Genomic DNA, 19,575 nt, shown 5'->3' with positions numbered 1-19,575 from the left:
CGATGCCCACTTACACGTTCAGGTGTAAAAAGTGTGGGGAAGAATACACGGTATTCACCTCTTACAGCAAAATAGACGAGGTGAGATGTCCTAAGTGTAACTCAAAGGAGAAGGAAAGAGTGTACAGGAAGATTTCCTTCTCCGTTCAGGGTGGTTCTTCTTCCTCCTCGTGTGGTGGAAGCTGTGGAGGGTGTTCGGGCTGTAGCTAAGTCTCTTCCTCCTCGCCTTCCACCACTTTTCTGATTCTTCTTTCCAGTTCTTCTTCGTAGTCTATCTGAATCTTCTCGTACACATCGTTCATGAGCGGTGAGGAGATCAAGAAGTCCGCTGTGGATCTTGTGATGGCGACGGGGATGTTGTACACTGTGGCTATCCTGATGAGCGCTTTCACATCCACGTCGTGTGCCTGAGGTTCCAGAGGATCCCAGAAGAATATGAGCACGTCTATCTTCCCTTCGGCGATCATTGCACCGATCTGCTGATCTCCACCGAGGGGTCCGCTTTTCAGTCGGTGTACTTTGAGACCGAGTTTTTCCTGAAGGAGAGCGCCGGTTGTACCTGTAGCGTAAAGCTCGTGTTTGGAGAGCGTTCCAAGATTGAAGCTCACCCACTCAAGAAGATCTCTCTTTCTTCTGTCATGTGCTATGAGAGCGATCCTCTTCTTTTTGTCCATAAATATCTTGTACCTTCTTGGTCTGTCAGACATTCTCTCTCCCCCTCTTCTTGCTGAATTTATTCATGTACATCCTTTCATCTGCGACCTTCAGGAGTTCTTTCACACTCTCTCCGTCTTCGGGGAACACGCTGATACCGTAGCTGAAATTCACTGAAAACAATTCTCCATCCACTAGAACAGGTTCTCTGAAGTGCTCTTCTATTCTCTTCATGAGAATTTCCGCTCCCGTTCGATCCGTTTCAGGGAGTACGATACCGAATTCGTCCCCTCCTAGTCTACCAACTACATCCGATTTTCTCAGAAGCGAAGTGAGTCTGTTTACAAACTCCTTCAGAACTCGATCTCCAACCAGGTGGCCTTTTGAGTCGTTTATACGCTTGAAATCATCAAGATCGATGAAGACGAAGGAGAGTTTTCTGTTGTACCTTTTTGAAAGGTTGATGAGGTAAGCGAGTCTGTTTTCGAACGCTTCTCTGTTGTACACACCCGTCAGGGAATCGCGTTCGGCAAGCCAGAGGATCCTCTCCTCCCCCTTCAATTTCCAGTAGATGAGTTCTAGGTAATTTTTCAAAAGTCTGGCCATCTCAAAAAGTCTCTCGTCGGTTTTTCCACAGCCGATGAGAAGCACTGCAAAAGTTTCAGTTTCGTACTCAAGAGGAATTCCCAACATTTCATTCTCACAATCTATGTCTTCCGGTATCCTGGACAAAATCTCTTCGAAAGAACCGTTGAGAGAGGCTGTCAGAACAAAATTCCCGTTCTTTTTTTCGTACAGGGCCACACTCTTTGAACCGAACACTTCACCGAGCGGAGAAAGATACTGTTTGAACACGAAATCGTTCCATCCGAGCGATAGAAGGCTTTTTGAAAGATCCAGAAGAAGCTGATAGAATTTTTTGTCACTTTCCAGAGATGTGAGATTTTCCTTCAATTCTGTGATGTCAAGGCCTGTCACCATCACTCTGTTCTCCTCAAGGGGTATGAACACCCATCTTATGACTCTTCCATCTATTCTACCTTCATGCACCATTTTTTCTTTGAACGATCTTTCAAAAGTTTCGTGTGGAAAACTTTCGTGGAACATGTCGAACCAGTTTTTGTTCAGAAGCTGTTCTCTGTTCACTCCCAAAAGTTTGCAGCCTGCTTCGTTCACGTCTTCAACCGTTCCATCTTCTCTCAGAATCACACTCAAAACGGGAATGTTGTTGAAATAAGTGAGGAATCTTTTTCTTTCTTTTCTGATCTGATCCTCTATTTTCCTTATATCATCGATGGGGCGTGCGATTTCCTGAATCATAGCGATCTTCTTTCCTTCATATACCGGAACCAATTTACACTCGCACAGAATGGTTCTTCCATCCTTTGAGAGAAATTCTCTTTCCAGAGTCTTTATCCCATTCTGTGAAAAATTCAAGATTTGAAACAACACCTTTTCTTCAGCTGGCTTAGAAATCTCCTCTATGGTTTTTCCGAGAAGCTCGATGCGGGTGTATCCCAGGAATCTCTCGGCGGCTGGATTCACATCAACGATCTTTCCAGATGGGTCGTAGTATATCACCATGTCGTTGTTTTCCTCGAAGAGTCCTCTGAACATCAGGGTGAATCTTTTCAGTTTTAAAAATACTCTGAAGATTCCAATTAGAAGCAGAAGAGAACCGGCCACGTAAAAGATCAATTTGACTGCATAGAACAAAGGCGGATAAACAAAGAAAAATTCCAGAAGATTCATCAGCGCGCCGAGAAACAAAGAAACGCTTCCGAAAAGAACCACGTACGATCCTGTCAGGGAAAACAAAGTGTTCAGCAAAAAAGATCCGAGAAGAAAAAGAACTCTGGGAAGGGCAATTTCCCAGCGAGTCGCTAAGTGAATTTCAAGAGGGGTGCCGATCAGGAAAGAATAAATGATCAGGAAGGCGGTGCCCACGAGGAGCACCGGCCAGATGAGTTTTTTCATTTGACCTCTGCCAGCTCCCTGTGAACTTTTTTCAGAAGGTTCGGTATGTCGAGCTTTTGCGGACACTTGCTGAGGCATTCACCACATTCAACGCAGAAAGAGGCAGCAGATTTTTGACTTTCAAGCCATTTGTACGTTCTTCTTCCACCTTCCCAATCTTCGAACATGACGGTTTCGTTGTACAGACGGAAGTTTCCGGGGATATCCACACCGTTCGGACACGGCATGCAGTATCCACACTGAGTACAGTTTATCACAGCAAAAGACTCGAGGGTTTTTCTTATCTCTTCTATCATCTTCATATCTTCGTCTGTGAGATTGCCGGGAGTGATCTTGCTCATGATATCTATGTTCTGTTTCACCTGTTCGAGGGTGCTCATTCCACTCAATATGGTGGAAACCTCCGGATGATGTCCAATCCATCTGAAGCTCAGTTCTACCGGAGACCAGTTCTTGTTGTATTTCCTCAGAATTTCCATGACCTTCTCTGGAAGTCTTGCGAGCTTTCCACCTTTCAGAGGTTCCATGATCACAACGGCAAGTCCCTTTGATCCAGCGTATTTCAATCCTCTCAGTCCTGCCTGGTAGTTCACGTCCATGTAGTTGAGCTGTATCTGGCAGAAGTCCCAGTCGTACCCATCGACGATCTCTTTAAAAACTGGATAGCTGTCATGGAACGAAAAGCCCGCAAATCTTATCTTTCCTTTTGCTTTCGCTTTCTCGAAGAAATCGGAGAATCTCAGATTCTTGATCTTCTCCCATCTTTCTTTGTTCAGTGCGTGCATGAGATACATATCAACGTGATCCGTCTGGAGTTTCTCCAGCTGTTCGTCGAGAATTCTCTCAAAATCTTCGTGTTTTTCCACCTGCCAGACGGGAGATTTGGTTGCGAGAAAAACTTTCTCACGGTATCCGTCTTTCAGTGCTTTTCCCACGACTTTTTCACTGTTTCCTCCGTGGTAAGGATAGGCCGTGTCAACGTAGTTCACACCGTGATCGATGGCGTAACGGATCATTTCGATGGCTTTCTCTTCGTCGATGTTTGAATGATCCTCTCCAATGACGGGGAGTCGCATGGCTCCAAAACCGAGGAGCGACGTCTTCACTCCGGTTCTTCCGAATTCTCTGTACTGCATATTTTCACCTCCTTGCAGTTATCAATTTTATCACTCCACAATGATAAAATCTAACGTGTGGGAGGGGATCGGTTTGAGACTGAAAAAACTCTACTTAAAAGGTTTTAAATCCTTTGGAAGACCTTCCCTGATAGGTTTCTCCGATCGCGTGACCGCTATCGTTGGTCCCAACGGTAGCGGGAAATCCAACATCATAGATGCCATAAAGTGGGTGTTCGGTGAACAATCGAAGAAAGAACTCCGCGCGAGTGAAAAGTTCGATATGATCTTTGCTGGATCGGAGAACCTTCCACCGGCTGGCTCTGCCTATGTGGAGCTTGTCTTTGAAGAAAACGGAGAGGAAATAACCGTGGCCCGTGAGTTGAAGAGAACGGGAGAAAACACTTACTACCTCAACGGAAGCCCGGTTAGATTGAAAGACATCAGGGATCGCTTCGCGGGTACCGGTCTTGGAGTGGATTTCTATTCCATTGTGGGACAGGGACAGATAGACAGAATCGTTAATGCCTCACCTGAAGAACTGAGATTGCTGCTGGAAGAGGCGGCGGGTGTTTCCATATACAGAGAGAAGAAAAAGGAAACAGAGCTGAACCTCGAAAGGACGAAAGCGAACCTCGACAGGGTGAAAGACGTTCTGTTTGAGCGCGAAAGGCAGATGAAATCTCTCTACCTCAAAGCCAAACGCGCTGAGAGGTTCAAAGAGTACACGGCCCAGCTCGAGGAACTTCAAAAGATCTACTACGGAAACGTTTTGAAGAGAGAAAGAAAAAAACTGGAGTTCTACCAGGAAGAAGAAAAGAAGACAAACGAGAAGATAAAGAACATCCAGAAAGAACTGGTGGAACTGGAGACGAAGTGGAGCACCCTGAGAAGTGAGTTCGGAGAGATGGACCAGGAAATAGAACGCTACACGAAACTCCTCGAAGACTACAAGAAAAGACAGAACGACCTCGTGGAGATGAAAGGATTCTACTCTTCAAAGCTCGCAGACAGTGAAAACAAGTACGTGGAATTGTCCACCAGGCTCGATGAACTGGAGAAGCGAAGAGAAGAGTACAAAAAACGTCTTGAAGAGATGGAGTACATATTCAAAGGAGTGATGGGAGACTACGAGAGGAAAGCGAAAGAGCTCGAAAAGTTCGAAAAAGAGAAAGAAAATCTCCTTTCGAGATTCAACGATAAGGAGAAAGAGTTTCTGAGGGTCAGAGACGAAATCTCCAAGTTAGAAAAGCAGATACTCAAACTGGAGAACGAACTTTTGAGGATAGGAGAAACGCTCGAAGACCTCGAAAAGAGGAGAAAAATAACAGAAAATCAGATACTAACGAGGAGAAGAGAGCTCGAAGATAAAAAGAACGAGTTCAAAGAGATATCCAGGCGTGTGGAAGAACTCGATGAAGAGGAGAAAAAATTGACAGAAGAATTGAACGCTGTTCGTGAAAGACTGGAAGAGATCGAGGGAGAGATCAGAAGGGTCAATCTGGAAATAGACGCGAAAGAGAAGAGATTGAGAGAGATCCAGTTCGAAAAAGAAATGATCGAGCGTGATATGCGAGAGTACCGTGGATTCTCGAGGGCGGTGAGGGCAGTCTTCGAAGAAAAGGAGCGCTTTCCCGGACTTGTGGACGTGGTTTCGAATCTGATAGAGGTGGATGAAAAGTATTCCCTCGCTGTGAGCGTGCTTCTCGGTGGGACGGCTCAGAACATCGTGGTGAGAAATGTGGATACAGCGAAAGCGATCGTGGAATTTTTGAAACAGAACGAAGCGGGAAGGGTGACCATTCTTCCACTCGATCTGATAGACGGTTCATTCAACAGGATATCCGGTCTGGAAAACGAAAGAGGATTTGTGGGGTACGCTGTTGATCTGGTGAAATTTCCTTCGGACTTGGAAGTTCTGGGAGGATTTCTCTTTGGGAATTCCGTGGTGGTGGAAACACTAGACGACGCGATCAGAATGAAGAAAAAATACCGCTTGAACACCAGAATCGCTACCCTCGACGGTGAACTCATAAGCGGAAGAGGAGCCATAACAGGAGGAAGGGAAGAAAGATCGAGCAACGTGTTTGAAAGACGCATAAAATTGAAGCACCTGGAGCAGGAGATGGAAGAAACAGAGAGACAAATCGCAGAAAAGAGGGACGAACTGGCCAGTCTGAAGACAGAACAGGAAAACCTGAAAAATCAGGAAGCGCTCGTTCAGAGGGAACTGTTCGAACTCTCCAGGAAATCGTCTTCGACCAAAACCGTTCTGTCCGAGATCTTGAGATCTATCAATCAGCTTCAGGAAGAGGTGGAAAATCTGGAGAAGCTCCTGGTTGAGTACAGGGCAAAAGAGGAAGGACTGAACGCGAGAAGAGAAAAGATCTTCGAGGAGATCGACGAGCTGAAGCAGAACAGAGAAAACCTCCAAAGATCGCTGACCGAATACTCCGAAGAACTCGAGAAAGAAAAGAAGATTCTCGATGAACTCAACGAAAAGATCTTCACGCTCAGGGCAGAGGTTGGAAATCTTTTGGAAACAAAAGATCGATACGAAAAGGAAATGCGCGACACGGGAAAAATGATAGAACGCATTGCCCGGGAAACAGAAGACATAAAACTGCAGATGACAAGCCTTGAGGAAGAGATGGAAAACTACAGAAAGTTCATAAGAGAACACGAAAGAGAAATCGAGCATTTGAAGAAAGAAATGGACAGTGTGTTCGAAGCCATGAAACTTCACAGATCAGGTAAAGAAGAAAAGATGCGAGAGCTTCAGGAAGTAGAAAACAGGATGGACGAACTGAAGGAAGAAAAGGAAAGATTGAGAAATCACCTCCACCAGATAGATCTGGCTCTTCAGGAGACCAGATTGAAGATAGCAAACCTTTTGGAGGAGTTCTCTGGAAACGAAGAGGACGTTGAAGAGCTCGACGAAGAAAAGCTCGAGGAGATTTACAGACAGATAAAAGATCTGGAGAACAAAATAAAGTACCTCGGTCCTGTCGATCTCACGGCGATAGACGAGTACGAGAAACTCCGTGAAGAGTACGAGGAAATACTGAAACAGAAAGAAGATCTCGAGGAAGCAAAACGAAAACTCGAAGAGATCATAGAAAAAACGGATCGAGAAGCGGAGAGCTTGCTCTTCGACGTTTACCAGAGGGTGAACGAGAGTTTCAACAGGTTCATTTCTCTGCTCTTCTTCGGTGGTGAAGGAAGACTCAACATCGTTTCTGAAGCCAAGAGCATTCTCGATGCGGGTTTTGAAATATCCATAAGAAAGCCGGGAAGAAGAGATCAGAAGTTGAGTCTTCTTTCGGGTGGCGAGAAGGCGCTCGTGGGACTGGCTCTGCTTTTCGCTCTCATGGAGATAAAACCGAGTCCCTTCTACGTGCTCGACGAGGTTGATTCTCCCCTCGATGATTACAACGCAGAGAGGTTCAAGAGGCTCCTCAAAGAGAACTCGAAGCACACCCAGTTCATCGTGATCACACACAATAAAATCGTGATGGAAGCGGCCGATCTTCTACATGGGGTGACCATGGTGAACGGTGTGTCGGCCATCGTTCCGGTAGAGGTGGAGAAAATACTGGAGGTGTAGCGATGAAGTTCTACGAAGAGAAGATAGACAGTAAAAGAGTCTTCGAAGGAAAGATGATAAGTGTGAGGGTGGACCGTGTGAGGCTTCCAGACGGCAGAGAGTCCACCCGTGAAGTGGTGGATCACCCCGGTGCCGTGGTGATCGTTCCCGTGCTCGGTGGGAAGATTCTGTTCGTTGAACAGTACAGGTATCCCATCGAGCAGGTCCTTCTGGAGCTTCCCGCGGGAAAACTGGATCCCGGAGAGTCACCGGAAGAATGTGCAAAAAGAGAGCTCGAGGAGGAAACGGGCTACAGGGCGAAGAAGCTCTCTTATCTTGGAAAGATCTTCACCACACCGGGTTTCACCACGGAAGTGATACACATATTCGCTGCCGAAGACCTGGAGAAAACCTCTCAGAACACAGACCCGGATGAATTCATCGAGGTTAAAGAAGTTCCCATTGAAGAAGCACTTTCTCTGCTCAAGAACGCGGAGATAGAAGATTCCAAAACCATCTGTGCGCTAACACGGTTTTTCTTTGCGAAGGGAGTGATTCGATGAAGGTGATCGTGAACGGCGAGGAGATAGTTGTTGAAGGGGTCCAGACACTGGGAGAGCTTCTGAATCGAGTGAGAGAAAACAAAGGGAATCTCGTTGTGAAGAGAATAGTTATAGACCACGAAGAACAACCTCTGTCCAGACTGGAAGACCTGAAACAGATGGAAATAAACGAGGAAATGGAGATCGAACTGGAACTCTCTCCGCTGAAGGATTTTCTCCTCGAAACGATTGAAGAGGTGCTCAGGTATATAGAACGGGTGAAACCTCTCCTCGGCAAAGTGGCGGACGCGGTTGTTGCTGGAACCACAGAGGGATACAGGAGTATAAACGATCTTGCCGAAGGACTGAACGCAATGGAGAACGTCCGTATGAACACTGTGAGGATCACTGGAATCAATTCGAAAGAACTCGGGCTGAAAGTCGAAGAGGAGAATCTGGTTCGTATCCTCACGGACTTTGTGAACGCTCTTCAAAGCAAAGATCTGGTGAAAATAGCGGATCTCATAGATGGAGAGCTCAAAGACGTTTTTGAATATTACGAAGAGTTTTTCAAGAGGGTTGAAGAGCTGCTTCAGAAAGAACCATCCTGAGAGGTGAAAAGATGAAAGAAAACACTTATCTTGAAAAGATGGTGATGACCGCAAGTCCTGCCAAACTCGTTCAGATGCTCTACGAGAAGGCGGTAGAGGTTCTGAAAGAGGCCGAGAATTTGCTGGCCGATAAAAAATTCGTTGAATTCAACGAGAAGGTGACGAGGGCGCAGGACATCATCACCGAGCTCAACCTCTCTCTCGACATGGAAAAGGGAGGAACGATCGCGCAGAATCTGAGAGCTCTCTACAACTACATGTTCCAGAGGCTCGTAGAGGGGAACGTGAAAAAGGATGTGGAGAAAATCAGGGAAGTTCGCGGGATGCTCGAAGAACTGCTCGAAGTCTGGAAAGAAGCTATGAAGAAAGCAGGGAACGTTACTCCTCCCGAAAAGAAGCAAGGGGGGTTGAATCTCATGGGGTGACAATAAAGAAAGCGAGCGAAGTTTCTGTGATAGATCTTGTGAACCTCGTGAATGAGATTTTCAAGGATTATGCGGTGCCTGTGAACTGGGATGTTTACAACTTCAACCTCGATGTGAGAGAAAATTCGATCTCTCTTGACGATTCTTTCGTGTTTTTTGAAAATGATGTTCCGGTGGGATTCATCCTACTGTGCATAAGGAAAGACAGGGGTAGAATAGACTCCATGGGAGTGATCAAACCGAAGAGAGGAACGGGACTTGCGGATATGATTTTGAAACATGCTCTGGAACATCTCATGTGGAAAGGTGTAAAAAGCGTTGTTCTTGAGGTTGTAGCGGATGATCAAAGGGCGGTTCGATTTTACGAGAAGAACGGTTTCAAAAAGAGAAGAGAGCTCTACAGTTATTTCTTCGACAGAAGAATAGATGGAACGGGTTCGGTGAAGTTCTTCGAAACGGACGAAAAGAGGATCCACATGTACGCCCTCAAGGCGAGAACGGATTTTAAAAGAAACCCGAACTGGCAGAGGGAGTGTACCACTCTCCTTCTCGCAGATGGACGGTATCGAATGGAAAGGGCAAGCTGGAGAGACGGAGAAGGTTATCTGGTCTGGGGTGAGACTCCCCAGAGTGTTTTCATAGTGGACGCTTTTGCCCTGCGTGGAAGCATGGACGAGTTCATAAGAGAGTGCGTGGATCACATCCAGAAAGAGAGCGGAAAAACAGCTGTGACGTGCACCGCGGTGCCCGAAGACGATCCTCTTTCTCGTTCACTCGAGGTGAACGGCTTTCAGAGAGTTCTCGTACAGTACGAAATGGAGTTGAAATTGAGTTGAAAAAGGGAGTTCTGTTCGATTTAGACGGAACGATTCTGGATTTCGAAAAGAGCGAAGATCAGGCTCTGAAAAGAACCTTCCTGAAGTACGGAATTCCTCTCACCGAGGATCAGGTGTTTTTGTACAGAGAGATAAACAGGAAATGGTGGAAATTGCTTGCAGAAGGCAAGGTGTCGAAGGATGTCGTTGTTGTTGCCAGATTCGAAGAATTTCTGAAAACACTGAACATCCCACTGGATCCAAGGAAGGTTGCAAAAGATTATCTGGAGTTTCTCTCTGAAGAAGCCCATTTCCTTCCAGGTGCAGAAGAATTCCTCGAAAGACTGAAAAAGAAAGATCTTCGAATGGCTGTTGTGACGAACGGAGTCAGGTTCGTTCAGGAAAAAAGAAGCAGGAAGCTAAAACTCGACAGATTCTTCGAGTTCGTCCTCACCTCTGAAGAAGCGGGAGTCGAAAAACCAGATCCACGCATCTTCTGGTTGGCACTCGAAAGAATGAAATTGAAAAAAGAAGAAGTCCTCTACGTGGGAGACGATTTCAGCAGTGATCTCGAGGGTGCCAGAAACGCCGGGATAGATTTCGTGCTCTTCTCATCTGACGGTGACTCCTCTGGAGATTTCCCAGTCGCAAGGAATTTCAAAGAACTGGAGAAGATCGTAGAAGAGTTCCTGTGAGAGTCACAGAGAATTAATACAATTGACAGTTGAAATTTTATTTGTATTATTGTACAAATATACAAGGAAGGTGGAAAAATGGGTATTGAAGAGATCTTCAAAGCGCTGGCGTGCAGGTGGAGGGTGGAGATACTCAAAGAGATCGCACAGAAAGATCTCTGCATGTGTGAACTAGAGGCAATGAAACATCTCGACCCATCAACGCTTTCAAGGCATATCTCCGTTTTGAAAAAGGCAGGGCTAGTGGACGTGATCCGTGAAGGAAAAAGGAAAAGGTTGATTTTGAAGGATCCGCGAATTTTGGAACTGATAGAACTCGCAGAAAGAATAGCCGAAGGGAGGGAATGAAGAATGGCAAAGAACTGGTACCCCGTGATCGATTACGGCAAGTGCACCGGGTGTCTGACCTGTGTGAACTTCTGCCCACACGGTGTTTACACCGCTGAGAACGGAAAGCCAAAGGTTTCTAATCCGGATGCATGTGTGGAGTTCTGCAAGGGCTGTCAGAAGATCTGCCCAGCCGGGGCGATAAACTACTCCGCGGAGGTGAGCGCCGATGGGTAAAAAAGGACTCCTTCTGTGCGTCTGTCAGGGAACATGCCCTTCGTTTCAGAAGATGAACATATTCGAGGTGCTGAACACCCTCAGAAGAGAAAAGGTAGTTGATTTTGTAGCGATACATCCACAGCTCTGTTCGGACGATGGGGACGTTTTCCTTCAGGAACTTCTCAAGGGAGCGGACGTAGAAAAGTTGTACGTGGCAGGATGCGATCCCACGATGCAGAGAAAGATGTTCAGAGACGCTTTCGAGGCAGCTGGATTCGACAAAGAAAAACACGTGGGAGTTGACATAAGGAACATGACAACGGACGAAGCTGTGAAAGCCATAAAGGAAGTTCTGGAAAAATAAAGGGGAGCGAAAGAGCTTCCCATACTGCTTTTAAGAGGTGAAAGTATGAACTTCATCCAGAAAATGGCGAGTCACTTTTCCAAAAACATGCTCTTCTACACTCTGGGCATCGTCCTTGTGGGAACTACAGTGAGTCTGCTCGGTGATTTCAGGGGACTGTCGAAACTCGTTCTTCCGGTGGTTTTTCTCATGATCTACCCTATGATGATCAACGTGTCCTTCGAATCTTTGAAAAACGTAAAGTATGCTGTGAATCCTCTTTTAGTTGCCCTGGCTTTGAACTTTGTGGTTTCTCCTCTTCTTTTTTACCTTTTCTGTCTTGTTTTCAGAGTGCCCACAACCATCAGAATCTCCCTGATTCTGCTGGCGGTGGCTCCGTCCTCGAGTATGGGACTTGGTTACGTTGGTCTTTCTAAGGGAAACATCGTTTCTGCCAGTGTCATAGTTGCTTTCACCTTTCTCCTGTCTATGGTGGTTTATCCCGTCACTTTTCATTTTTTGGGAGTCGTATCTGAGTCTTATCCCTTCACAGAGATACTGAAAGATCTGCTGCTGGTGCTGATACTGCCTCTAACCCTCGGTGTGCTCACAAGGGAATTCTTAGAGCGAAAATTCAAGATAGAACACCGGAGGATCAAACCACTCCTCTCACTCTTGAACATCCTGGCGCTCTATCTACTAATATCGATAATATTCTTGACTAAAGGAAAAATGATAGTACAACATTGGAAAAATTCTCTGCTGGTTGCTCCCGTCTCTGCTCTTTACTATTTAACAGCCATCTCATCAGCGATTCTGCTGAATCGTTACGCAGTCAGACTCAGCTATGAAGACCATCAGGCGGTCGTCTTCACAACGGTGAGCAAGAACGTTGCTCTGACCATAGGATTGCTGGCTACGTCTTTTGCAAGTGGACAGCTGGCCATGTATCCAGCCATTGTGTCGCTGTTTCAGATAATATTCCTCATGAGTTACCTGCATCTCAGTGAGAGAATACAGAAGTGGTGGTCTAAGAGTTAAAAACCCCGCCGGGCGGCGGGGAAAATCACACCTTCAGTATTTCTTTTATGTCCTTTTCCGGTTCCGAGATCGTTTTCAATCCGAACTCCGCGGTGAGCACTTTCAGAATGTCCTCGTTCACCCACGCGGGAAGAACAGGACCAACGTATATGTTTTTCAGGCCAAGTGCGAGAAGTGTCCACAGGATCGCAACTGCCTTTTGCTCCATCCAGGTGAGAACGAGTGTGAGAGGAAGTTCTGTGACTTCCACACCGAAAACTTTCGCGAGTGCCTGAGCGATTTCTATCGCGACGATCGTGTCGTTACACTGTCCCACATCGATGAGCCTTGGGATGCCATCGATGTCTCCGAGATCGAGGTCGTTTATTCTGAACTTTCCGCACGCGAGCGTGATCACAACGGTTTCTTTCGGGAGTTTCTGAACGAATTCTCTGTAGTACTCGTTCCTCTTGAACGGCACATCACATCCTCCTACAACGAGGAAGTGCTTTATCTTCCCGGCCTCCACGAGTTCTTTTATTTTGTCTGCAAGAGAAACCACAACGGACGTGGAAAATCCTGTTCTGAGTTTGTAACTTCCCGGTTTTTCTTCAAGATCTGGCAGGCTCTTTGCCTTCTCTATCACCTCGGTGTAGTCGTATCCGTCTATGTGCTTTACACCGGGGAGTCTTGCGATGCTCGTTGTGAACATCCTGTCTCTGTAGGATTCAGAGGGAATCAAGACACAGTTCGAAGTTCCCAGGATGGCGACGGGGTACTCTGCGAACAGCTTTCTCTGATCGTACCAGGCTTTTCCAAGGTTCCCGATGAGATTCTTGTACTTTCTCAGACCGGGGTATCCGTGCGCTGGGAGCATCTCGGAGTGGGTGTAAACGTAGACGTTCGTTCCTTCGACCTGTTTCAGGAGTTCTTCGAGGGCTTTCAGGTTGTGCCCCGTCACGATGATTCCCTTTCCTTTCTTCGTTCCGGTTTCCACCTCGACGGGAGTGGGTTCTCCGTAGGTTTCGATGTGTGCCTTTTTCAGAAGCTGCATCGCTTTCAGATTCATTCGGCCTGCTTCGAGTGCGTACTCCACGAAGGACTGTGCATCGAAGTTTACGTTGGTGAGAGTGCTGTAGAGTGCTTCATCGAGGAAACCGGCGATCTCTGGATCGTCGTAGCCGAGTTCTCTCGCGTGGTAGTAGTAAGCAGAGATTCCTTTTATTGCGAAGACGAGGTTGTCCTGTAGTCTTGCAACTGTTGGGCTCTTCCCACAAACACCGTACTCTGTACAACCGGTACCATTCGCGGTCTGTGAACACTGGTAACAGAACATCTGCATACTTTTCCCTCCTTTTTCTGGGCTTTCCACTATGAAGTATAATTAGGTTGGAATAATCCTGTCTGTAACAATTGTTACGGGGTGAGAGAGTGGATCTGAAAAAACTGCTTCCATGTGGAAAAGTGATCGTGTTCAGAAAAGGTGAAATCGTGAAACACCAGGATGATCCGATAGAAGATGTACTCATTCTCCTGGAAGGAACTCTGAAAACAGAACACGTCTCTGAAAACGGAAAAACACTCGAGATCGACGAGATAAAGCCCGTTCAGATCATTGCATCCGGTTTCATCTTCTCCAGTGAACCCAGATTTCCGGTGAACGTGGTGGCAGGAGAGAACTCAAAGATCCTCTCGATACCGAAAGAGGTTTTTCTCGATCTTCTGATGAAAGACAGAGAGCTTCTTCTTTTCTTTTTGAAGGACGTATCGGAACACTTCAGGGTAGTTTCTGAGAAGCTCTTTTTCCTCACCACAAAGACGCTCAGAGAAAAGTTGATGAACTTTCTGGTGCGTCACATGAACGAAAAGAGAGAATTGACACTCCCTGTCACCTTAGAGGAGCTCTCCAGACTCTTTGGCTGTGCCAGGCCGGCGCTTTCGAGGGTCTTTCAGGAACTGGAGAGGGAAGGTTACATAGAGAAGCATGGAAGGAGGATAAAGGTTCTCAAAAATCCTTTCGAACATGATAGAATCTGAACAGAAAGAGGGTGATAGGGATCAGGGGGATTGTTCTTCTCTTTCTGATTTTATCGATTTCGATCTTTTCTCAGCCCCTTCGGATAGCCCTCGATGAAGACTACGCACCATTTTCTTTTTACGATGAAAACGGAAATCTTGTCGGGATCTCCGTCGATTTCTGGAAACTTTTTTCAGAGAAAACTGGTGTGGAAGTCGAGCTCGTGCCCGTGAAGTGGTACAGGTCGCAGGAATTGTTGACTGAAAAAAAGATAGACGCGATCGATCAGATCTTTAAAACCCCCGAGAGAGAAAAAGTCCTCTCTTTTTCCAGACCCATCTTCGAAATGAGATCCTGTGTGTTCTTCAGGAAAGACCTTCCCATAAAAGATTTTTCGGACCTGTCTTCTTACGTTGTTGGCGCTCTCAGAGGGGAAGGATCTGTAAAAACTCTTCTGGAGAAAAATCCGGATGTGGAATTCGAGTTCTTCGACGATTATTCCTCCATCGTGAAAGCGTTGAAAGAGAAGAAAATATCGGTTTTCCTTGGTGATGATATAGCGACAAGGTACTACCTCTCGAAGGGGAATCTCCTTCCAGAGTTCAGAACTCTTCATCTTGAGACGAATTATCTCCACGTTGCCGTTTTGAAGGGTAATGAAAGCGTTCTATCGCTCATAAATTCTGGACTGAGCCGTATTTCTGAGGGAGAAAAGAATGATATCATCAGAAACTACGTACCACTTGTCCTCGTGACACCTCCATGGTTCTTGAGGGTGGTCTTTTATGGAACCGCAGCTTTCGTGATATCTTTTGGCATTGCCCTGACGTTCATCTACTCGTTGAGAAGAAAAGTTGAGGAAAGAACCCTCCAGCTGAAAGAAGCAAACGAAGAATTGAAAGCCCAGAACGAAGAGATAGAGGACCTCTATCAGGAGGTCTCCGCGAGCCAGGAAGAACTCGAGAAGCTCTACGGTGAGATCAGAGAACTCGACGAGAGGTTCAGAGAATCGGTGAGGAGAATGGCCAAACTGGTTTTCATTAAAGATAAGTCCAGATTCTCTTTCGAAGTGGGACAAATTGTGAAATACCTTCTGAACGTGAAAAACTTGAAAGTGATCCTCGATGATCGTGCACCTGAAAAAGTCGAAGGAACGGTATTTGAAATATCCCATTCAAATGAAAAACACGGTTACATTGTGCTGGAAGGCGATCTCAGCGAAGATGAAAAAGGAGTTCTCGAGTCGCTTCTAACCATTGTCTCTGCCATATACACGTACAGAAAGTTGATAAGCAGAGAAAGAAAACTCTACAGAGACATCGTGAAAACCTGGGTGAAAGCTCTCGAGTATTACGACTATTACACGAAAGGGCATTCGGAAGAGGCAGCTTATTACGCTGTTGAGATCGGAAGGATGTTTGACTTGGGCGATGAAAAGCTGGAAAAACTCTACTGGGCAGGCCTTCTGCACGATATCGGGAAGATCTACGTACCCCAGGTTGTTTTGAACAAAACAAGTAAACTCGACGAACGAGAATTTGAGCTGATAAAGATACATCCCGTTAGGGGATACGAGCTGGTCAAGGAGATCGAGGGTTTTGAAGATGTTGCTATCTGGATAAGGCATCACCACGAAAGATGGGACGGAAAAGGTTACCCGGACGGTCTCAAAGGTGAAGAAATACCCTTCGAAGCCCGTGTTCTGTGTGTGGCGGATTCCTATCAGGCGATGAGAAGCGACAGGCCCTACAAGAGAGGAAAGAGCGTCGAAGAATCGATTCAAGAGCTGAGAAGAAATGCGGGACGGCAGTTCGACCCCGTCATCGTGGAGAAGTTCATAGAGTTTTTGGAAGGGGGAGGAGACCTTGGAACTGGGCATCAGGGATAAGGGAGTACTCGTTCTTGCGGCGAGCAGGGGTATTGGAAGAGCTGTAGCGGATGTTTTGAGCCAGGAAGGAGCGGAAGTTACCATCTGTGCGAGAAATGAAGAACTTTTGAAGAGAAGCGGCCACAGATACGTCGTCTGCGATCTCAGGAAGGATCTGGATCTACTGTTCGAAAAGGTGAAAGAGGTGGACATCCTCGTTCTGAACGCAGGAGGACCAAAAGCGGGATTCTTCGATGAACTTACGAATGAAGATTTCAAAGAAGCGATCGACAGCCTCTTTTTGAACATGATCAAAATTGTGAGAAACTATCTTCCAGCGATGAAAGAAAAGGGCTGGGGAAGGATCGTAGCCATCACTTCTTTCTCCGTGATCTCACCGATAGAAAATCTCTACACATCCAATTCTGCGAGGATGGCCCTCACCGGATTTCTAAAGACACTCTCTTTTGAGGTGGCACCGTACGGTATCACAGTGAACTGTGTGGCACCGGGCTGGACGGAGACAGAGAGGGTGAAAGAGCTTCTCAGTGAAGAAAAGAAAAAACAGGTGGAATCTCAGATCCCCATGAGAAGGATGGCAAAACCCGAAGAGATAGCCAGTGTTGTGGCATTTCTCTGTTCCGAAAAGGCCTCTTATCTAACTGGACAAACCATTGTTGTGGATGGTGGGCTTTCCAAATTTCCGCTCTAAAGAAAAAAGAGGGGCAGAGCCCCCCGTCAGAGAACCTTCTTCCAGACAACCGGTACTTCGGGCAGGAACTTGATGGGAAGCCTGGGATGGTACGGTATGACTCTCACCGCGTAGAACCATCCGGGAGATCCAAGATGACCAAGAACACCATTGGTGTAAGTGTAAACGAATAGATCGTTCTCTTTCCTGTACCTTCTGATGTGTATCACTTTCCACACTTCGAGATCTTCCATTCCCTCTCCTCTTCCAGCCACAAGTTCGACTATCACGTCGTTCGGTGTGAGATCGCCCAGTTTTACAGTTACTTCTACGCTCTTCGAATCTTCAAGAACAATGCGCTCTATGGAAACATTCTCCCAGTTCTTGAGGATTCTTTCTTTCCAGGCTCCGATTTTTTCGACGTTTTCTCTTCTCTCCAGCCATTCCCTGTTCACAAGTCCCTTTATGTAGAATTTCTCCGTGTACTCTTTGAGCATGCGGGTGGTGCTGAATTTTGGAGCCACGCTCTTTATGCTTTCTTTCATCATGAAGATCCACTTTTCTCTGTTTTCGTAGTAGGTGGGGATTATTTCGTTTTCGAGAAGCTCATACAGAGCCTCGGCATCCTTTGGATCATCCGCTTCTGTTTCTGGAAGCACGCTTTCATCACCTATCACCCATCCGTTTCTGCCGTTGTATCCCTCAACCCACCAGCCATCGTATACACTCGCGTTCAGAACACCGTTCGCTGCAGCTTTCATACCACTTGTCCCGCTTGCCTCCATGGGCCTCCTTGGATTGTTCAACCACACGTCAACACCCGACACCATGAGTCGAGCCATTCCGATGTCATAGTTTTCGAGTACGATGATTTTGTTCTTGAAATCGGGCATCTGTGAAACTTCGTAGATCCTTCTGAGAAACTCCTTTCCACCTTCGTCTCTCGGGTGGGCCTTTCCAGCGTACACAATGTAAACCGGCCTCTCGGAATTATTGACAATTCTCTTGAGTCTTTCCAGATCGCTGAAGAGCAGGACGGCTCTCTTGTAAGTTGCGAACCTTCTGGCAAAACCTATGATGAGCACGTTTTCACTGATCTCCGGCAGTGGTTCGTTGATTCCAAGCCTTTCGTTTCTCCTTTTGATGGATTCTCTTATGTAATCTATGAATCGTTTCTTTGCGTTCAGATGCGCTTCCCAGAGTTCTTCATCGGGTATTCTGTCAACTCCGTACCATATTCCTTCGAGGTCAGTGTGTTCCCTCCAGACTCTACCGAGGTACCTGTCGAACAGTTTTCTCATCTCGCGGTTGATCCAGGTTCCCATGTGGACACCATTCGTGATGCCTTCAATGGGGATCTCCTCCACCGGAACTCCCTTCCAGACATTTTTGAACATCCTTCTCGATACGTCAGCGTGAAGTTTGCTCACTCCGTTTATAAAGGAGGAGGTTCTCAAAGCAAGATACGTCATGTTGAAATTTCCGTCTTCGTCTTTTCCAAGGTTCATAAGCAGTTCTTTGGATTCGAATCCTTCGAAGAACTTTGTCAGCTTCTTTTCCACGAAATCGAACGGGAACCTGTCGTGACCTGCGGGGACGGGGGTGTGTGTCGTGAAAACTGTGGTCTGTCTGACGATCTCAAGGGCCTCGGTGAAGGAATATCCTTCTTCCATGTAGCTCTTTATCCTTTCGAGGGATGAAAAAGCGGGATGACTTCGTTCAGGTGGATGACTCCAGGTTTTATCTTGAGAGTCTTCAGGAGTTTCATTCCACCAATGCCGAGCAGAATTTCCTGGGAAACTCTCACATCAGGCTCGGGATTGTAGAGATAGTCGCAGATCTTTCTGAATCTATCCTCGTTTTCCTCGAAGTCAGTGTCGAGAAGATACAGTTTCACCCTTCCGACCTGTACCTCGAACACACGCGCTTTTACAGTATCGTTGTCTATGGGTACTTCTACGATCACCTGGTTTCCGTCTTCATCCCTGAGAGGTTTCATCGGGAGTTCTTCGATGTCGTATTCTGGAAAGATCTCGATCTGTCTTCCGTCACTGTCTATCTGTTGAGTGAAATACCCGTGTTTGTAAAGAAGACCTACGGCTATGAGAGGAAGGCCAAGATCACTGGCTGATTTGAGGTGGTCTCCGGCAAGGATACCGAGTCCTCCAGAGTAGATCGGAAGTGCTTTCGTCAGTCCGTATTCCATACACATGTAAACTATCTTTTCGTCCCATTCGGGATAGTTCACGTTGAACCAGGTGTCTTCCCTTTCCATGTAGTCTGTGAATCTCTCGAGCGTCAGTTCGTAGAGAGCGATGAAGTCCTCGTCTTTCGATAGTTCTTCCAGTCTTTCCTTTGAGACTTCTCTCAGTATTTTGACGGGATTTCTGTGTTCCTCCCACTTTTCTGAATCGATCATTCTCCAGAGTCTCTGAGCAGGTCTGGACCAGCTCCACCAGAGGTTGTAGGCAAGGCTCTCGAGCTCTTTCAGGTTCTCGGGAAGTTTCTCCAGCACAATTTCTCCTCCTCTCAGAGAGGTTTCTTTCAGAAGTATTCTACGTTGATTATAAGATGGTGTCAATTAAAAAATATTTCTGTAAACCAGAATATAGACATGATTAATGAAAGGAAATCTGAAAAGGACAGACTCCTCAGGGGAGGGTGATGAAGAA

At 46.5% G+C, this 19,575-nt stretch carries 18 protein-coding genes and 1 pseudogene; 14 read left to right on the top strand and 5 right to left on the bottom strand.

Annotation, left to right across the window (positions count from 1 at the left end):
- The first annotated feature begins 2 nt into the window (after positions 1 to 2).
- Entirely contained in the window at positions 3 to 209 is a 207-nt protein-coding gene (locus TM_RS06030) for an FmdB family zinc ribbon protein (RefSeq protein WP_004080155.1), read from the top strand.
- Here TM_RS06030 and TM_RS06025 read toward each other — a convergent pair.
- Genes TM_RS06025 through TM_RS06015 form a run of 3 tightly spaced genes read right to left on the bottom strand, consistent with a single transcriptional unit; the run spans position 206 to position 3,766 of the window.
- Positions 206 to 706, bottom strand: coding sequence for a methylglyoxal synthase (locus tag TM_RS06025; RefSeq protein ID WP_004080162.1), 501 nt, complete (start codon positions 704 to 706; stop codon positions 206 to 208). The genes TM_RS06030 and TM_RS06025 overlap by 4 nt on opposite strands.
- On the bottom strand, positions 699 to 2,630 hold the full coding sequence (locus TM_RS06020; RefSeq protein ID WP_004080164.1) for a diguanylate cyclase domain-containing protein: 1,932 nt from the start codon (positions 2,628 to 2,630) through the stop codon (positions 699 to 701). Before TM_RS06020 ends, TM_RS06025 begins: the two co-directional genes overlap by 8 nt.
- Positions 2,627 to 3,766, bottom strand: a complete 1,140-nt coding sequence (locus TM_RS06015; RefSeq protein WP_004080165.1) for an aldo/keto reductase — start codon at positions 3,764 to 3,766, stop codon at positions 2,627 to 2,629. Before TM_RS06015 ends, TM_RS06020 begins: the two co-directional genes overlap by 4 nt.
- 73 nt (positions 3,767 to 3,839) lie before the next feature.
- Here TM_RS06015 and smc point away from each other — a divergent pair, with 73 nt between their 5' ends.
- The 10 genes from smc (at position 3,840) to TM_RS05965 (ending at position 12,349) form a co-directional block, all read left to right on the top strand.
- Positions 3,840 to 7,352 carry a chromosome segregation protein SMC gene (gene smc, locus TM_RS06010; RefSeq protein ID WP_004080167.1) on the top strand — a complete coding sequence of 1,171 codons (3,513 nt, stop codon included), beginning with the start codon at positions 3,840 to 3,842 and terminating at the stop codon, positions 7,350 to 7,352.
- 2 nt (positions 7,353 to 7,354) lie between these two features.
- A complete protein-coding gene (locus TM_RS06005) occupies positions 7,355 to 7,894 on the top strand; it encodes an NUDIX hydrolase (protein ID WP_004080176.1) in 540 nt (179 codons plus the stop codon).
- Positions 7,891 to 8,484, top strand: coding sequence for a hypothetical protein (locus TM_RS06000; RefSeq protein ID WP_004080178.1), 594 nt, complete (start codon positions 7,891 to 7,893; stop codon positions 8,482 to 8,484). The genes TM_RS06005 and TM_RS06000 overlap by 4 nt, the downstream gene beginning before the upstream one ends.
- 11 nt (positions 8,485 to 8,495) lie before the next feature.
- On the top strand, positions 8,496 to 8,909 hold the full coding sequence (gene fliS / locus TM_RS05995; protein ID WP_004080180.1) for a flagellar export chaperone FliS: 414 nt from the start codon (positions 8,496 to 8,498) through the stop codon (positions 8,907 to 8,909).
- The gene (locus TM_RS05990; protein WP_004080182.1) at positions 8,906 to 9,745 is read left to right on the top strand and encodes a GNAT family N-acetyltransferase; all 840 of its coding nucleotides are present in this window, start codon (positions 8,906 to 8,908) and stop codon (positions 9,743 to 9,745) included. The genes fliS and TM_RS05990 overlap by 4 nt, the downstream gene beginning before the upstream one ends.
- Positions 9,742 to 10,419, top strand: a complete 678-nt coding sequence (locus tag TM_RS05985; RefSeq protein ID WP_004080184.1) for a YjjG family noncanonical pyrimidine nucleotidase — start codon at positions 9,742 to 9,744, stop codon at positions 10,417 to 10,419. The genes TM_RS05990 and TM_RS05985 overlap by 4 nt, the downstream gene beginning before the upstream one ends.
- Positions 10,420 to 10,497: 78 nt before the next feature.
- A complete protein-coding gene (locus tag TM_RS05980; protein ID WP_004080186.1) occupies positions 10,498 to 10,767 on the top strand; it encodes an ArsR/SmtB family transcription factor in 270 nt (89 codons plus the stop codon).
- Positions 10,768 to 10,770: 3 nt separating this feature from the next.
- Positions 10,771 to 10,983, top strand: a complete 213-nt coding sequence (locus tag TM_RS05975) for an ATP-binding protein (RefSeq protein WP_004080188.1) — start codon at positions 10,771 to 10,773, stop codon at positions 10,981 to 10,983.
- Positions 10,976 to 11,329, top strand: a complete 354-nt coding sequence (locus tag TM_RS05970) for a hypothetical protein (protein ID WP_004080190.1) — start codon at positions 10,976 to 10,978, stop codon at positions 11,327 to 11,329. Before TM_RS05975 ends, TM_RS05970 begins: the two co-directional genes overlap by 8 nt.
- A 45-nt stretch (positions 11,330 to 11,374) precedes the next feature.
- Positions 11,375 to 12,349 carry an arsenic resistance protein gene (locus tag TM_RS05965; RefSeq protein ID WP_004080192.1) on the top strand — a complete coding sequence of 325 codons (975 nt, stop codon included), beginning with the start codon at positions 11,375 to 11,377 and terminating at the stop codon, positions 12,347 to 12,349.
- Between the two features lie 25 nt (positions 12,350 to 12,374).
- Here TM_RS05965 and hcp read toward each other — a convergent pair whose 3' ends face one another.
- Entirely contained in the window at positions 12,375 to 13,670 is a 1,296-nt protein-coding gene (hcp, locus tag TM_RS05960) for a hydroxylamine reductase (RefSeq protein ID WP_004080194.1), read from the bottom strand.
- Positions 13,671 to 13,759: 89 nt separating this feature from the next.
- Between hcp and TM_RS05955 the strand changes: the two genes are divergently transcribed.
- Genes TM_RS05955 through TM_RS05945 form a run of 3 tightly spaced genes read left to right on the top strand, consistent with a single transcriptional unit; the run spans position 13,760 to position 16,924 of the window.
- Positions 13,760 to 14,365 (top strand): Crp/Fnr family transcriptional regulator, encoded by a 606-nt coding sequence (locus TM_RS05955; RefSeq protein ID WP_010865275.1) that lies wholly within the window; start codon positions 13,760 to 13,762, stop codon positions 14,363 to 14,365.
- An 11-nt stretch (positions 14,366 to 14,376) separates the two neighbouring features.
- Positions 14,377 to 16,233, top strand: a complete 1,857-nt coding sequence (locus TM_RS05950) for an HD domain-containing phosphohydrolase (RefSeq protein WP_004080199.1) — start codon at positions 14,377 to 14,379, stop codon at positions 16,231 to 16,233.
- The gene (locus TM_RS05945) at positions 16,211 to 16,924 is read left to right on the top strand and encodes an SDR family oxidoreductase (RefSeq protein WP_004080200.1); all 714 of its coding nucleotides are present in this window, start codon (positions 16,211 to 16,213) and stop codon (positions 16,922 to 16,924) included. Before TM_RS05950 ends, TM_RS05945 begins: the two co-directional genes overlap by 23 nt.
- Before the next feature lie 26 nt (positions 16,925 to 16,950).
- Here TM_RS05945 and malP read toward each other — a convergent pair.
- Positions 16,951 to 19,418: pseudogene (gene malP / locus TM_RS05940) on the bottom strand (maltodextrin phosphorylase).
- Positions 19,419 to 19,575 lie beyond the last annotated feature (157 nt).

Source organism: Thermotoga maritima MSB8 (assembly GCF_000008545.1).
GTDB classification, from domain to species: Bacteria; Thermotogota; Thermotogae; order Thermotogales; family Thermotogaceae; genus Thermotoga; species Thermotoga maritima.
The sequence above is the reverse complement of the archived record's forward strand: the minus strand, read 5'-3'. Positions and strand labels throughout refer to the sequence as shown.